Genomic DNA, 14,591 nt, shown 5'->3' with positions numbered 1-14,591 from the left:
GAGATGCGCCGCGATGGCATGAGGCTTGCTGACATGATGATCGAGGCAAGATTCGACCTCGCTAACGAACGCGCCGGAACCACGACGCAAAGGCGATCGACGCCGGCATATGGGAGAATGAAACATGCTCACGAAGGCCCCGGACGGAAAGATCACCGCGCTGCTCGACGAGTTCAACGCCGCGTTGTCGTCGGGTGACATCGAACGCGCGATCGCGCTGTTCCAGACCGATTGCTACTGGCGCGATCTGGTCACCTTCACCTGGAACATCAAAACCATGGAAGGCAAGGATCAGATCCGCGACATGCTGAAGGCGCGGCTTGCGGACAGCAAACCGTCGGGATGGCGCATTGCCGATGGCGAAGCTGCGAGCGAGGCCGGGGGCATCATCGAGAGCTGGATCGAGTTCGAGACCGATGTCGCGCGCGGCTATGGTCACCTGCGCATGAAGGATGGACGCATCTGGACCTTGCTCACCACCATGGCCGAGCTCAAGGGACATGAGGAGAAATCCGGCTTCACCCGTCCGCTCGGCGCCAAGCACGGCCATGGCAAGGACCGTAAGAGCTGGCGCGAGGAACGTGACCAGGAAATCACCGAACTGGGTCATGCAAAACAACCCTATGCGCTGATCATCGGCGGTGGGCAGGGCGGCATCGCGCTTGGCGCGCGGCTGCGGCAACTGAATGTGCCGACCATCATCATCGAGAAGAACGAACGCGCCGGCGATTCCTGGCGCAAGCGATACAAGTCGCTCTGCCTGCACGATCCGGTCTGGTACGACCATCTGCCCTATATCGACTTCCCGAAGAACTGGCCGGTGTTCGCGCCGAAGGACAAGATCGGCGACTGGCTGGAGATGTACACGAAGGTGATGGAGCTCAACTACTGGAGCTCGACCGCGGCGAAGTCGGCCAGGTATGACGAGAAGGCCGGGGAATGGACTGTCGTGGTCGAGCGCGACGGCAAGGAGATCACGCTCAAGCCGAAGCAACTCGTGCTCGCGACCGGCATGTCGGGCAAGGCGAACTGGCCCACCTACAAGGGGCAGGACATCTTCAAGGGTGAGCAGCAGCATTCCTCGACCCACCCGGGGCCGGAGAAATATCGCGGCAAGAAGGTGGTGGTGATCGGCTCGAACAACTCCGCCCACGACATTTGCGCGGCGCTGTGGGAAGGTGGTGCCGACGTCACCATGGTGCAGCGCTCATCCACGCACATCGTGAAGTCCGACACGCTGATGGATATCGGGCTCGGCGCGCTCTATTCGGAGCAGGCGGTCGCGAGCGGAGTGACCACACGCAAGGCCGACCTGATCTTCGCCTCGCTACCCTACAAGATCATGCACGAATTCCAGATCCCGCTCTATGAACAGATGCGCGAGCGCGACAAGGATTTCTACGCCGCGCTGGAGAAAGTCGGCTTCATGCATGATTGGGGCGACGACGGCTCCGGCCTGTTCATGAAGTACCTGCGCCGCGGCTCGGGCTATTACATCGACGTCGGCGCCTGCGATCTCGTGATCGATGGTTCGATCAAGCTCAAGAGCGGCAAGGGCGCGGCGGTGCGGGAACTGACCGAAACCGGCGTCAGGTTCGTGGACGGCAGCGAACTCCCCGCCGATCTCGTCGTCTATGCCACCGGCTATGGCTCAATGAACGGTTGGGCCGCCGACCTGATCTCGAAGGACGTCGCCGACAAGGTCGGAAAGGTCTGGGGTCTTGGATCCGAGACCACAAAGGACCCCGGCCCGTGGGAGGGTGAGCAGCGCAACATGTGGAAGCCGACTCAGCAGCAAGCGCTTTGGTTCCACGGCGGCAACCTGCACCAGTCGCGGCATTACTCCCAATATCTGGCGCTGCAACTGAAGGCGCGGATGGAGGGCATCCCGACCCCGGTCTACGGCTTGCAGAAGGTTCATCACCTGGGTTGATTGACCAGGCGATATCGCGACGGCGGGCGGATCGTCGTGCGATCTGCCCCTCGACAGATCGGATGGAGATCGAACTGTGCCGATCGCCGTCCAGCTTCGGGCCGATGCCTGTGAGACAGCCGGCACCGCTTGCCTTCCCAGTTGATCATGATACTGACCGGTCTGCCGGATTCCCGCAGACCGGCCTCGCTTCAATGATGAGCAGACACGCTCTTCATGCATTCGGACACGAGATCGGCACCGGCAAACTGGCCTATATCCCCCAGGCTGACCATGCCGACCATCCGTTTACTCTTGTTGATCACAGGCAGCCTGCGGACCTTCAGCGTTTCCATGTGGTGCACCGCTTTCGCCAGATCGTCGTCTTCGCGGCAGCAGTGGATGCCTTCGGTCATCACATCCCGCGCCGTGGTACGCGCAGAGTTGAAGTCCTTGCTCGCAAGACCTTTGCAGACGAGGTCGCGATCCGTCACCATCCCGATCAGACGATCGTCTTGCCCGATCGGAATGCAGCCGATGTCGTGGCCTTGCATCAATTTCGCGATTTCGGTAATTGGCGTGTCGGGGCTTACCCAATCGACGCCCTTGTGCATCACGTCCTTGACTTTCATGGAGGACCTCCCGTCCAAGGCAGCAGCCCCCTCGTTCGCAAATATACAACAGAGTTGACGCGACCGCATGCGTGCCGCGCCTTAAGACGCGATGAAACCGGGTCGGATCGTCATCGCGCATGAGCCCCTTGCTTGAGCATGATCTCCGCTCAAACGCGTTCCTCCCTTGTCTCGGGAGAGAGACACTTCGCACCCTCCCGGATCATGCTCCGGTCGGGGCGCACCGACAGATGGTCCCGCTGTCATGTCGCCTCAGTCGTGCGCACTGAAGCTGCCATGCAGAGAACCGGCGGTCAGGCGTGCGAATTGCGCACGACCGAGATGAAGCAACGTCTCATGATCGCCAGCTTCGATATAGATCTCGGGCTGCATCCGGATGCTGTCATCAACGATAACGTCGAGCCCGTAGCAGCTGCCGGCGGCGGGAACCGCTCCGTGCGCACAGTCCGTGAACAGCCGATCGATCTCGCTTTCGGCGGCCATAGCGATATCGTCACCGAATCTCGCCCTGAGATCCGCCAGCCTGAGGTGATGCGATGCCGGCAGCACGGCGAGCAGGTACCCGTCGTTGCGGCGCAGCACGATGGCCTTGGCCAAGCGATCGCCCGAGACGTGACAAGCCTGGGCGGTAAGGGCGGACGACATCGTCAGTACGTGCGGGATTTCGTCGTACTCGATGTTTTCTGCAGCGAGATAGTTGTGCAGTTTGGGAGAAATGGTCATGGCGTCACCTCCGGTGCCACATGCAACCATCCACCGTGGTCCTGCCCGCCGCACGATGAGCGGCTGCGTGGTTCTCAAGACAGAACATAGGTCTTGTCGCAGGACACTGCAATTCGATCCCTAACGGGGGCGCCGCGCCAGGTTCAAGTTCCGGGCCTTGTCCAGATTGCGGGCCTCGGCCAGCGCGGCCGCGCCCGGCAAGAGGGCCGACGCAAGGTCGGTCTCGGTGAAATCTGCGCCGGCGACATTGGCGTCGGACAGATCGGCTCCCGCAAGGTCAGCTCTGTAGAGGCTGCAGTTCGCCAGATTGGCGTTCTGCAGTTGCGCGAATTCGAGATCAGCGCGCGAGAGATTGGCGCCGCTGAGATCCGCATTCCGCAGATCGGCGGATTTGAGCACGCCACGCATCAGGCCCATCGATTGGTTGCGCATGTCGGCGCTCAGATCGGCGCCCGCAAGCCTGGCCCCGATCAGGCTGGCGCCGGAAAGATCGGCGGTTATCCGGGCGCCGCTCAAATCGGCGCCGCCAAGCCTGGCGCGTTGCATCTGCGTGCCGAGCAGCGATGCCTTGACGAGGGATGCCCCCGTCAAGTCCGCGTCGATCAGCCAGGCCTGGTTCAAGACGGCCCGATCGAAGCGGGCGCCTTTCAGATTGGCCCGGTTGAGCTTTACGAGATGAAGGTTGCCGCCGGTGAAGTCGAGGCCCGAGAGATCGAGGTGCGACAGTCGCTTTCCATCCAAATCCGCAGTGCGTCCGTCCCCTTGAGGGACCGACTTGAGGAGCGCGTCGACCTCGGCGCGCGTCATCTCCGACGCCGTCATTTCCGGACTGTTGAGGTCGACATTCCGCAGCATGTCCTGCGACACGGCGTCAGTCGGATCAAACAGCAGCGCTGCTATCGACACAAAGGTAAATGCGAGACGAAACGACATCGCCGTCTCTCCGCCGCTCAGTAACCCGGTATCGTCTCTTGCATTCTCCGGGTCGGCCGCGCCGACAGGTTAGCTGGCCGGCTCCGGCCTATGCCGGAGTATGAAACCGGATATCGATCCTGGCAATGCCAGTGCCCCGTCCGAGGGAGCGCTGGCAGCAAGCGCAAAGTGCCAGATTGCGGTCCGATGCACGTCTCGTCCCGGTAGGCGATCTCAAGCCCGAAGAGACAGGAAGAACGATCCGGACGCCTGCCGCTCGTCACCGACGGCGCGACGCGGCATCTGCCCGGCGATAGCTCTCATGACGATGCCTGGATAACGATACTCACACGGGCGGTCGCACGAATGTCCGTCCGAGGTCGCCGAACGCGCCCGCGTCGGCAAATCTCCCGAGCTGATCGTCGCTCCAGCCGAGCCATTCCGCAAACACTTCGCTCGTGTGTTCGCCGAGCATCGGCGGCGGCGTGGAAGGTGGCGGCGGGACATCGCCGAATCGCGTCGGCCTCGCGATGAACTTCACATCTCCCGCGGCCGGATGGTTGATGGTCTGGACCATTCCGCGCTGCGTGAGTTGCGGCGTTTCGCAGACCTCGCCGACCGACTTGATCGCGCCGCACGGAATGCCCGCCGCGCCGAGCGCCTGCAGCCAGTCGGCGCGGCTCCTCCGGGCGAAGATCGGCGAAAGGATCGCGACGAGCTCGTTGCGGCTCGCCGCGCGCTTCGGAGCGGTTACGAAGCGGACGTCCTCGCGCAGCTCCGGACGGCCGATGACGTCGCAGAAGGCCGCCCAGAACTTGTCGTTCGCGACCCCGACATTGATCCAGCCATCGCTGGTTTCGAACGGTTCATACGGGCTGATGGTCGGATGGACATTGCCGCGGCGCCTCGGGCTTTCTCCCGAGGCGAAGTACATGCCGGCGTTGAACGTCAGCAGCGATGCCATGGCGTCGAGCATGGAGACGTCGACCTGGCCGCCCTCGCCGGTGCGGCTCTTCCGCATCAGGGCAGCCAGCACCGAATGCGACGCATAGAGGCCCGTGACGAGGTCGGCGATCGACGTGCCGACCTTGGTCGGCGGCCCATCCGGATCGCCGGTGATGTCCATCACGCCGGATTCGCCCTGCAGGATCAGATCGTAGCCGGGGCGCGCGGCGTCGGCACCGGTGCGCCCGAACCCCGAGATGCTGCACAGGATGATGTCGCCCTTGTGGGCCCTCAGCGCGTCGAAGCCGAGCCCCCATTTGTCCAGCGTACCGGGACGGAAGTTCTCGATGACGACATCTGCGACGGATGCAAGATCGAGCACCGCTTCGCGCCCGGCCGGCGACTTCAGATCGATGGCGCAACTTCGCTTGTTGCGGTTCACCGACAGGAAATACGCACTCTCGCCGCCGATGAAGGGCGGGCCGTAGCGGCGGCTTTCGTCGCCGTGCCTGGGATCCTCGATCTTGACGATGTCGGCGCCGAGATCGCCGAGCTGCATCGTGGCAAACGGGCCGGAGACCACCCGGCAGAGGTCCAGGACCCTGATGCCCGACAGCGGCTCGCGATCAGACGATCGCATCGGCGAGGTCCTTCATCGACGGCACCAGGATATCGGGCTGGTGCGGCGTGATCCCGAACGGGCGGCTGCGCCGGTCGATGAAGGCCGTCCGCATGCCGGCGGACTTGGCGCCAATGCAATCGAAGGCATGATTGGCCACGAACAGCACCTGCGCCGGCTTCACGCCCATGATCTCGGCCGCTTTCGTATAGGTCGCGACATGCGGCTTGAACGAATTGGCCTCAGTCACCGAGATCACGCGATCGAACGGGACCTTGTGGTACTGCTTCGCGGTCTCGAGCATGTCCGGATCGCCGTTCGAGAGCACCACGAGCTTGTACTTGCGTTGCAGCCGCGCGAGCGCGTCCGGCACCTCCGGAAACGGCACCAGCTTCTCGATCTCGCCCACGAGGGTGCGCACATCGTCCATCGTATAGTCGATCTTCGCGCGGTCCATGACGTGGGCAACCGCGCGGTGCCCGATCTCGCGATAGGGCGTGTGCTCGCGATGCAGCAGCGCATCGATCATCGAGTTCTCGAAATGCGTGCGACGCCACCACGTGACGAAGGAATTCGGGTCGCCCTTCCAGCCCTTCTTCTCGAGGAACGGCGCCGCGATCCTGGTCAGGCCGCCCTGCATGTCGACGACCGTGCCGTACTGGTCGAACATGCAGATCTTCACGTCGTGCTTGATCGTCTCAAAGCTCATTGATGTCTCCTTGGTCGGATCGATTGATACGCCCTGCGTCATCATGGATGAAATGGATTTGTGATCTTTCGTCATTCACGATATGAATGATCGATGAACCTTCGATCCATCGACCTCAACCTGCTCGTCGCGCTGGACGCACTGCTGACCGAGCGTCACGTCACCAAGGCGGCGGATCGCGTCGGCCTCAGTCAACCGGCGATGAGCAATGCGCTCAACCGGTTGCGCGGGATGTTCAAGGACGAACTCCTGGTGCGGACCACGACCGGGATGAAGCCGACGCCCCGCGCCACCGAACTGGCGGAGCCATTGCGCCAGGTCCTGCGCCAGGTCGAGCGCGTGATGGCGAGCGACGCCGGCTTCGATCCAAACCGGACGGAACGCACCTTCACGATCAGGATGTCGGACATTCTCGCGTGCCTGCTGCTGCCGCGACTCGCCGCAGCACGGCCGCCGGAGGGGCGGATCTCCTACAACACGATCCATCTGCCGCCTGCCCTGACGATCGATGCGCTGGAGCGGGACGAGATCGACGTCGCGGTGAGCATGGGGCTCGAGCACTCCGCATCGATCCGTTCCGAGACGTTGCTGCGCGACCGCATGGTCTGCCTGATGCGACGCGGGCACCAGATCAAGCGCGCACGGCTGACCTTCGAGCGCTTCATCGCGCAGGAGCACATGAAGGTCTCGATGAGCCCGACCGATCTTCGCTTCGTCGACGACGTGCTCGCCGAACGCGGCCATCGAAGACGCATCGCCCTGAACGTCCCGCATTGGCTGGTCGTGCCTCACGTCTTGAAGAAGACCGATCTGCTCGCGGTGATGCCGGGACACCTCGCAACCGTGCTGATGGACGCCGATCTGAGGATGGAGGAACTGCCGTTCGAGTCCGCGCCGTTCGACTGGATGTTGTACTGGCACCGCAGATACGATCAGAGCAATGCCAATGGCTGGCTCCGCGACCGGATCAGGGCGGCCTGCTCAGATCTGGGCTAGGCGCCGAGGTCCGCCGGCCTCCGCGCCATCGACGACCGCTCTCCCGCCTCGGCGTCCGTGACCGCCGACGCGTCCTCCAGAGATCGTCCCTTGGTCTCGAAACCGAACACGAGGAAGACCACGGCCTGGAAGACGAGGATGCCGGCCAGGGTCGTCAGCACGCCGGTCAGCCCCTGCCAGGCGAAGATCGCAACCACGACATATTGAACCAGCGCGGTCGCGATGCGTCCGGACGTGGCGCAGATCGCCGTGCCGCGAAGCCGATACCGCGTCGGAAACAGTTCCGGGACGTGCATCGCGAACCCGGTCGCCAGCATCACGTAGATCGCCGTGATCAGCAGGAAGCCCACGGCTGCGAGCGCAGCACCATCCGGCATATATGGATAGGCGATACCGAGCACCGCTGCCGCAATCGACGAACAGACGATCGAGAGCCTGCGTCCGAGCCGGTCCGCCAGCACGAGCCCGATCAGCGATCCGACCGGGCCGCCCAGCGCCATCACCGTGGTGTAGCCCAGCGAGGAAACCACGCTATGGCCGCCCTTGACCATGAAGGTCGGCAGCCAGCCGATGAACCCGTACAGGCTGAAGCCGACGACGATGTGCAACAGGCTGCCGAGCAGCGTGCGCGCGAGATAGGGCGGCTGGAACAGACGCCAGACCGCGCCGGGAGATTCCTGCGCCGGCGCGCGGGCAGCGACGGCAGGAAGTACCGCCTTGCGTGCGGCCTCGGCTTCGATCGCCGACAGGATCTTCTCGGCTTCATCGGCACGTCCGTTGGCGGCGAGCCAGCGCGGTGATTCCGGCATCGACTTGCGCAGAAACCAGACGACCATCGCAAGGCAACCGACAAGGCCGAACATGTAGCGCCATCCAAGCGTCGGGATCACCCACAGGCCGACCATGGAGGATACGAACAGCGAGAAATTGGTGATCACGGCGAGCAGCCCGATCCAGCGCCCCCGCGAAGACGCCGGCACGAACTCCGTCAAGGTCGCATAGCCGACCACGATCTCCGCGCCGAGGCCAATGCCGATGATGAAACGCAGGCCGATCAGGACGATCATGTTCGGCGCAAAGGCCGCGGCGATCGACGCGAGGCCAAAAATCGCGAGGTTCATCTGGTAGGAGAAGCGGCGACCGAACCGATCGCCGAGGATGCCGGAGCACCACGCGCCGATCGTCATCCCAACGAAGGTCGCGGAGACGAACGCGGCGTTGAGTTCGAGCGTCGACCAGCCTTCCTTGAGCACGGCGCCCAGCACGCCGCCGGCCAGATAGATATCGAACGCATCGAGGAACATGCCGGCGCCGATCAGGGCCAGGATGCGCCAGTGGAATCCGCAGATCGGCAGCCTGTCGAGGCGCGCGCCCGCGTTGATGTCGATGTCGGCGGATCGCGCCATGCCAAACCTCCCTGCCCGGCCTTTGGCAGCCGGATGCTCCGGGCACCGATTGATGACGCGCAGGGGGTCGTCGTCCAATTCAAATCGAAAATTCGACTATTTGGCGCAGTGATGAAGCTGACGAGACCGCACGATCGCGTTCCATCCTGACACCGAGCTGACTTGCATTCGCCGTCGTTAACGATCCCGCCGTCGCGCGATCTCGAAATCACGGTGTCAGCACAAACATTCACAACGGGTTCATGTCGCCGCCACTATTCGACTCCAACGCTGGGGGAAGAAGATTGGAGTATCTGCCATGCGCCGCATCGCCGGACTGCCTTTCGCCTTGGCTCTCAGCCTCTGCTGTCTCTCACCGCCCACGCCAGCGCGCGCGCAGCTTGCCATCGGCATCACCGTCAATGCGGCGCCGCCGCCATTGCCGGTCTATGTCCAGCCGCCGATCCCCGAGCCCGGCTACATCTGGACTCCGGGCTATTGGGCATGGAACGACGACACCGGTTACTACTGGGTGCCCGGCACATGGGTGCGTCCGCCGGCGCCTGAATTGCTGTGGACACCCGGCTATTGGGGCTGGAGCGACGGCGCCTACGCCTTCCACGCCGGATATTGGGGCGCGACCGTCGGCTTCTACGGCGGCATCACTTATGGCTTCGGCTACACCGGCGTCGGCTATGAGGGCGGCTACTGGCGCGGCGGCAGCTTCTTCTACAACAGCTCCGTCAACAACATCTCGAACGTCTCGGTCACCAACGTCTACAACAAGACCGTCGTCAACAACACGACCAACGTCAGCTACAACGGCGGCACCGGCGGGACCGCGGTGAAGCCGACGCCGCAGCAGCTTGCTGCCCAGGGCGAGCACCACGTGGCTGCGACCGGCGAGCAGACGCGACACGCGGAAGCAGCGATGAAGAATCCGGCGCTGACGCTCGCCAACAACCATGGTCATCCGGCGGTCGCCGCGACCGCGCACGCAGCACGGTTCAGCGGTGCCGGCGTGATCGCCGCGCACCCAGGCAAGCCGATTGCGGCGCCGCCGCCCCGACATGCGCAGCCCACGGCCGAGCACGCCTTGCCAACGGGACATGCTCTCCCGACGGGGAATGCTCCGACGCCAGGACACGCCCTGCCGACAGCAAATGCTTCGCCGGCCGGACACGCTCTACCGACCGGGAACGCTTTGCCGCCGGCACACGCCCCGCCGACTGCGCATGCTTTGCCCGGCGCAGGCGCACATCCTGCACCGGCGCCGCACGCCGCTCCGCCGGCGTCAAGACCGCAGCTCGTGCAGCATGCACCGCCGCAGGCACGCGCGGCTGCGCATCCGCCGGCACCGCGCGTCGCGCAAGCGGTTGTGCATCGGCCCGCGCCGCCGCAGGTGTCACGACCGGCGCCGCGGCCTCATCCGGCACCACGGCCACATCCCGCTGCGAGGCCGCATCCGGCGCCACAACAACACTCATGATCGAGTTCATCGGCGTGCCTGCAAGGGCACGCCGATGTCGTATGAGACCCCATTGCAGGCACAACGGCACGCGATGCATTCATCAATCCTGGACTTTCGGGCGCGAAACGCGTCCTCAAGCCAGTTCGTCGGCCGCACACCTGATCCCGTCGTAGATCTCCTCGAGATCCGCGTCCGTGACGCAGTAGGGCGGCATGACGTAGATCGTGTTGCCGAGCGGCCGCAACAGCAGATCGCGCCGTTCAAAGAAGGCCTGAAGTTTTGGGCCGATGCCGGCGAGATAGCCCGCATCGACTGCCTTCAGATCAAGCGCGGTGATGGTCCCGGTGCGACGGACGTTCTCGAAGCGCGCGTCGGCGCGGAACGGTGCGATCAGGCGCTCCTGCATCGCAGCCACCGCGGCGACGCGCGCGCCCGCGCCGTGTTGCCAGAGTTCGAGGTTTGCTTTTGCGGCGGCGCAGGCGATCGGGTTCGCCGTGTAGGAACTGGAATGGAAGAAGGTGCGGGAACGATCGCTGGAATAATGCGCGTCGTAGATATCTGCCCGGCAGAGCGTCACCGCGAGCGGCAGCGAACCGCCGGTGAGGCCCTTCGAATAGCAGGCGATATCCGGCGTGACGTCGGCCTGCTCGCACGCGAACAATGTGCCGGTGCGGCCCCAGCCGGTCATGACCTCGTCGGCGATGAAGAGCACGTTTGAGGCTGCGCAGATGCGTTTCATTTCCTTCAGCACCCAGGGCGGATACATCAGCATCCCGCCCGCGCCCAGGATCAGCGGTTCGACAATGAACGCTGCCGCGGATTCCGTCCTGCACGCGGCTTCGAGCGCGTCGAGCGTCGCCTGTTCACGGCCGGGCGCCGGAAACGGGATCGACGCGACGTCGAACAGCAGCGGCTCGTAAGCCCTGTTGAAGACGCCGCGCGCGCCGACCGACATCGTCCCGATCGTGTCGCCATGGTAGGAATGCTCCATCACGATGATGCGGGTGCGCGTCGCGCCGATATTGTGCCAGTAGCCGAGCGCCATCTTCAGCGCCACCTCCACGCTGGTCGACCCAGAGTCGGAGAAGAACACGTAATCGAGCCCATCAGGCGCCAGCTTCAGGAGTTGCGCTGCGACCTGTTCGGCCGGATCGTGGGTATGGCCCGCGAAGATGATCTGGTTGAGCTGCTCCGCCTGGTCCTGGATCGCGCGCACGATGTGCGGATGGCAGTGGCCGTGGGTCACGACCCACCAGGATGCGATCGCATCGATGATGCGGCGATCATCCGCGGTGTAGAGATAGGCCCCCTCGCCACGCACGATTCTCGTCATCTCGCCGTGCAGCGCGTGCTGGGTGAACGGGTGCCAGATCGGCGACTTCCGAGCGGATGTCATGGATTGAAATCTTCCCGCCGGAACGACGCCTTGAACGCTGCCTGCAGCGTGTCTGCCGCAAGCGGAGCAAGCCAGGGCAACCGGCCCAACCGGCGCACCTGCCCGATCTCGCAAATCGCGCGCTCGCTCTCGGGATTGCTCTCGCCGATGAATGCGATCCCGAGAATGTGGATCCCGCGCTTGCGCAATGCCTCGACCGACAATAGCGAGTGATTAATGGTGCCGAGCGCAGTGCGGGCGCAGAGCACGACCGGAAGGCGCCATCGCGTGAAAACGTCGATATAAAGCATGCTACCGTCGAGCGGCACCATCAGCCCGCCGGCGCCCTCGATCACTAGCGACCGGTCCCCGACGTCAGGCACGTCGAGCGCGGCAGGATCGATGCGCACACCGTCGAGTGCGGCGGACTGATGCGGCGAAGCAGGCGTTCGAAGCCGATAACGCTCCGGCACGATGCGATCCGCCGGGAGCCCGCCAAGCCGTGCGACCAGTTGCGCATCGGTTTCCTCCTCGATGCCGGCCTGAACCGGCTTCCAGTAGCGCGCGCCGACGAAACCGGCGAGGCCCGCGGAGAACACCGTCTTCCCGATCCCGGTATCGGTGCCGGTCACCACGATCCGGCTCGTCATCGCGACCAGCCCTTCGTCTCCTCGACCAGCGCATCGAGCAGCGCGCGCACGTCGTCCTCTCCGACATTGAGCGTCAGCGCAATCCGCAACCGCGCGGTGCCCGCCGGCACGGTCGGCGGCCTGATGCCTCTGATGTCAAAGCCGCGCGCCTGCAGCGCAGACGCCAGCTGCATCGCGCGCGCATTGTCGCCGACGATATAGGGCACGATCTGCGAGCGCGACGGGCTGCGCCAACCGCGCAGGTCGAGCTCGCGATGCGTGAACGCGACCAGTTTTGCCAGGCGCTGCTGATGCTCGGGCTCCTGCTGCAGGATCAGCAGCGCCTCACGCACGGCAACGGTCACAAGCGGCGACGGCGCGGTGGCGAAGATGAACGGGCGGCAGCGATTGACCATGAAGTCGCGCAGCACCGTCGAGGCCGTGACCAGCGCGCCGGCGGCGCCCAGCGCCTTGCCGCAGGTATGAACGATCAGGAGGTTCTCGCGCCCCTCATAGGACGCCGTCAGCCCGCGCCCCTGCTCGCCATAGACGCCGGTGCCGTGCGCCTCGTCCACCATCAGGAACGCGTCGTGCCGGTCGGCGATGGCGACGAGGTCGTCGAGCGGCGCGACGTCGCCATCCATGCTGTAGACGCTTTCGACCACGATCCAGACCCGGCCCGTTCCGCCCTCGGCGCGCCAGCCGCGAATGGTGGCTTCGACCGACCCGGGATCATTGTGCGCGCTGATCCGGAATTCGGCCCGGCCGGCCCGCGCGCCTTCATGGATGCTGGCGTGCACGAGAGAATCGAGCACCAGGAGGTCGCCGCGCTGCGGCAGCGTGGTCAGCACGGCGAAATTGGCGACGTAGCCGCCACCGAAGAACAATGCGGTCTCGGCTTTGAAGAACGCGGCGGCTTCGGCCTCCAGCCGTTCGTGCTCCTCGCAATTGCCGCGCAGCAGCCGCGACCCACCGGCGCCGATCGGTGTGCCGGCCTCGAGCGCGGCCGCGACCGCCTGCTTGATGCGCGGCGCGCTCGCGAGCGCCAGATAGTCGTTCGAGACGAAATCGGTGCCCGCGCGCGGCTTGAGACCGCGCAGCCGATCGTCCTTGCTCAGGGCGTGCAAGGCCGCGGCGTAATCAGCGACCTTGGCCGCATGGATTGCGCTCATGCTTCTCTCTCGGATTTGTCGTTGGTCGCGCGGCGAATCCCGCCGCCCGTGCCGGAGGTACGCTCAGGCGAGGGCGGAGTTGATGCCGAGCCGGTCCAGCAGATTGGCGTCGCGATCGCGCTGCGGGTTCCTGGTGGTCAGCAGCACATCGCCGATGAAGATCGAATTCGCGCCGGCGAGGAAGCACATCGCCTGCAGCTCGTCGGTCATGTATTGTCGTCCGGCCGACAGCCGCACCACGCTCTTCGGCATCATGATCCGCGCGGTGGCGACCAGACGCACCAACGCGATCGGATCGGGCCGTTCCGCGGTGTCGTTGACCGGCACGCCCTTGACCTCGTTCCACAGATTGATCGGCACGCTCTCCGGATGGCTGGGGAGATTGGCAAGCAGCATCAGCATGCCGAGCCGATCATCGACCTGTTCACCCATGCCGATAATGCCGCCGCAGCAGACCTTGATGCCGGCATCGCGCACATGCGCGAGCGTATCGATGCGGTCCTGCAGGGTGCGGGTGGTGATGATCTTGTCGTAGAACTCGGGCGAGGTGTCGACGTTGTGGTTGTAGAAATCGAGCCCGGCGTCGGAGAGACGCTCGGCCTGGTTTGGCGTCAGCATGCCGAGCGTGACGCAGGTTTCCATGCCGAGGCCCTTCACCGCGCTGACCATGTCGCAGACCTGATCGAGATCGCGGTCCTTCGGGCTGCGCCAGGCCGCGGCCATGCAGAAGCGGGTTGCGCCGGCGTCCTTGGCGCGCTGCGCGACCGCGACCACTTCCTCCCGAGGCATCAGGCGGGTGGCTTTCAGGCCGGTGTCGTAATGCGCGCTCTGCGAGCAGTAGCCGCAGTCTTCCGGGCAGCCGCCGGTCTTGATGCTGAGCAGGCTCGCGGTTTCGACGTGGTTCGGATTGAAGTTGGCGCGATGCACGCCTTGCGCCTGAAACATCAGGTCCGCGAACGGCAGGTTATAAAGTGCTTCAGCCTCGGCACGCTCCCAGGTCTTGCCGGGCGCTGCGCTGGTGCGGCTGTCGGTCCGTTCGATCTCCACGACATCAACCATAGAGCTTGCCTTCTCGTTTGCTATGGATCATAGATAATCTGATATATTATCT

Annotated in this window: 13 protein-coding genes; 3 read left to right on the top strand and 10 right to left on the bottom strand. The window is 64.4% G+C overall.

What is annotated here, in order from left to right:
- Positions 1-124 precede the first annotated feature (124 nt).
- Entirely contained in the window at positions 125-1,933 is a 1,809-nt protein-coding gene (locus QJT82_RS26315) for an NAD(P)/FAD-dependent oxidoreductase (RefSeq protein WP_028341437.1), read from the top strand.
- Positions 1,934-2,124: 191 nt separating this feature from the next.
- On the opposite strand, the gene QJT82_RS26310 is transcribed toward QJT82_RS26315, so the two are convergent.
- The 5 genes from QJT82_RS26310 to QJT82_RS26290 form a co-directional block, all read right to left on the bottom strand.
- Positions 2,125-2,544 carry a CBS domain-containing protein gene (locus tag QJT82_RS26310; protein WP_028341436.1) on the bottom strand — a complete coding sequence of 140 codons (420 nt, stop codon included), beginning with the start codon at positions 2,542-2,544 and terminating at the stop codon, positions 2,125-2,127.
- 252 nt (positions 2,545-2,796) lie between these two features.
- Positions 2,797-3,267, bottom strand: coding sequence for a YbaK/EbsC family protein (locus tag QJT82_RS26305; RefSeq protein ID WP_028341435.1), 471 nt, complete (start codon positions 3,265-3,267; stop codon positions 2,797-2,799).
- A gap of 120 nt (positions 3,268-3,387) precedes the next feature.
- Entirely contained in the window at positions 3,388-4,074 is a 687-nt protein-coding gene (locus QJT82_RS26300; RefSeq protein ID WP_338132185.1) for a pentapeptide repeat-containing protein, read from the bottom strand.
- 451 nt (positions 4,075-4,525) lie between these two features.
- Complete coding sequence (locus QJT82_RS26295) at positions 4,526-5,764, bottom strand: CoA transferase (RefSeq protein ID WP_028341433.1); 1,239 nt, start codon at positions 5,762-5,764, stop codon at positions 4,526-4,528.
- Complete coding sequence (locus tag QJT82_RS26290; protein ID WP_028341432.1) at positions 5,751-6,452, bottom strand: haloacid dehalogenase type II; 702 nt, start codon at positions 6,450-6,452, stop codon at positions 5,751-5,753. Before QJT82_RS26290 ends, QJT82_RS26295 begins: the two co-directional genes overlap by 14 nt.
- 93 nt (positions 6,453-6,545) lie before the next feature.
- On the opposite strand from QJT82_RS26290, the gene QJT82_RS26285 reads away from it, so the two are divergent.
- Positions 6,546-7,448 carry a LysR family transcriptional regulator gene (locus QJT82_RS26285; protein ID WP_028341431.1) on the top strand — a complete coding sequence of 301 codons (903 nt, stop codon included), beginning with the start codon at positions 6,546-6,548 and terminating at the stop codon, positions 7,446-7,448.
- Here QJT82_RS26285 and QJT82_RS26280 read toward each other — a convergent pair.
- Positions 7,445-8,854 carry an MFS transporter gene (locus tag QJT82_RS26280; protein ID WP_028341430.1) on the bottom strand — a complete coding sequence of 470 codons (1,410 nt, stop codon included), beginning with the start codon at positions 8,852-8,854 and terminating at the stop codon, positions 7,445-7,447. The genes QJT82_RS26285 and QJT82_RS26280 overlap by 4 nt on opposite strands.
- A gap of 298 nt (positions 8,855-9,152) precedes the next feature.
- Here QJT82_RS26280 and QJT82_RS26275 point away from each other — a divergent pair, with 298 nt between their 5' ends.
- A complete protein-coding gene (locus tag QJT82_RS26275) occupies positions 9,153-10,322 on the top strand; it encodes a YXWGXW repeat-containing protein (protein ID WP_051447917.1) in 1,170 nt (389 codons plus the stop codon).
- 115 nt (positions 10,323-10,437) lie between these two features.
- On the opposite strand, the gene QJT82_RS26270 is transcribed toward QJT82_RS26275, so the two are convergent.
- The 4 genes from QJT82_RS26270 to bioB form a co-directional block, all read right to left on the bottom strand.
- Positions 10,438-11,700 carry an adenosylmethionine--8-amino-7-oxononanoate transaminase gene (locus tag QJT82_RS26270; RefSeq protein WP_028341429.1) on the bottom strand — a complete coding sequence of 421 codons (1,263 nt, stop codon included), beginning with the start codon at positions 11,698-11,700 and terminating at the stop codon, positions 10,438-10,440.
- A complete protein-coding gene (gene bioD / locus QJT82_RS26265; protein ID WP_028341428.1) occupies positions 11,697-12,329 on the bottom strand; it encodes a dethiobiotin synthase in 633 nt (210 codons plus the stop codon). Before bioD ends, QJT82_RS26270 begins: the two co-directional genes overlap by 4 nt.
- Complete coding sequence (locus tag QJT82_RS26260) at positions 12,326-13,480, bottom strand: 8-amino-7-oxononanoate synthase (protein ID WP_028341427.1); 1,155 nt, start codon at positions 13,478-13,480, stop codon at positions 12,326-12,328. Before QJT82_RS26260 ends, bioD begins: the two co-directional genes overlap by 4 nt.
- Before the next feature lie 63 nt (positions 13,481-13,543).
- Complete coding sequence (gene bioB / locus QJT82_RS26255) at positions 13,544-14,539, bottom strand: biotin synthase BioB (protein WP_028341426.1); 996 nt, start codon at positions 14,537-14,539, stop codon at positions 13,544-13,546.
- Positions 14,540-14,591: the final 52 nt, after the last annotated feature.

The organism is Bradyrhizobium sp. Mp19 (assembly GCF_029952935.1).
Classification (GTDB): Bacteria; Pseudomonadota; Alphaproteobacteria; order Rhizobiales; family Xanthobacteraceae; genus Bradyrhizobium; species Bradyrhizobium elkanii.
This window is presented reverse-complemented; position numbering and strand designations above follow the sequence as displayed.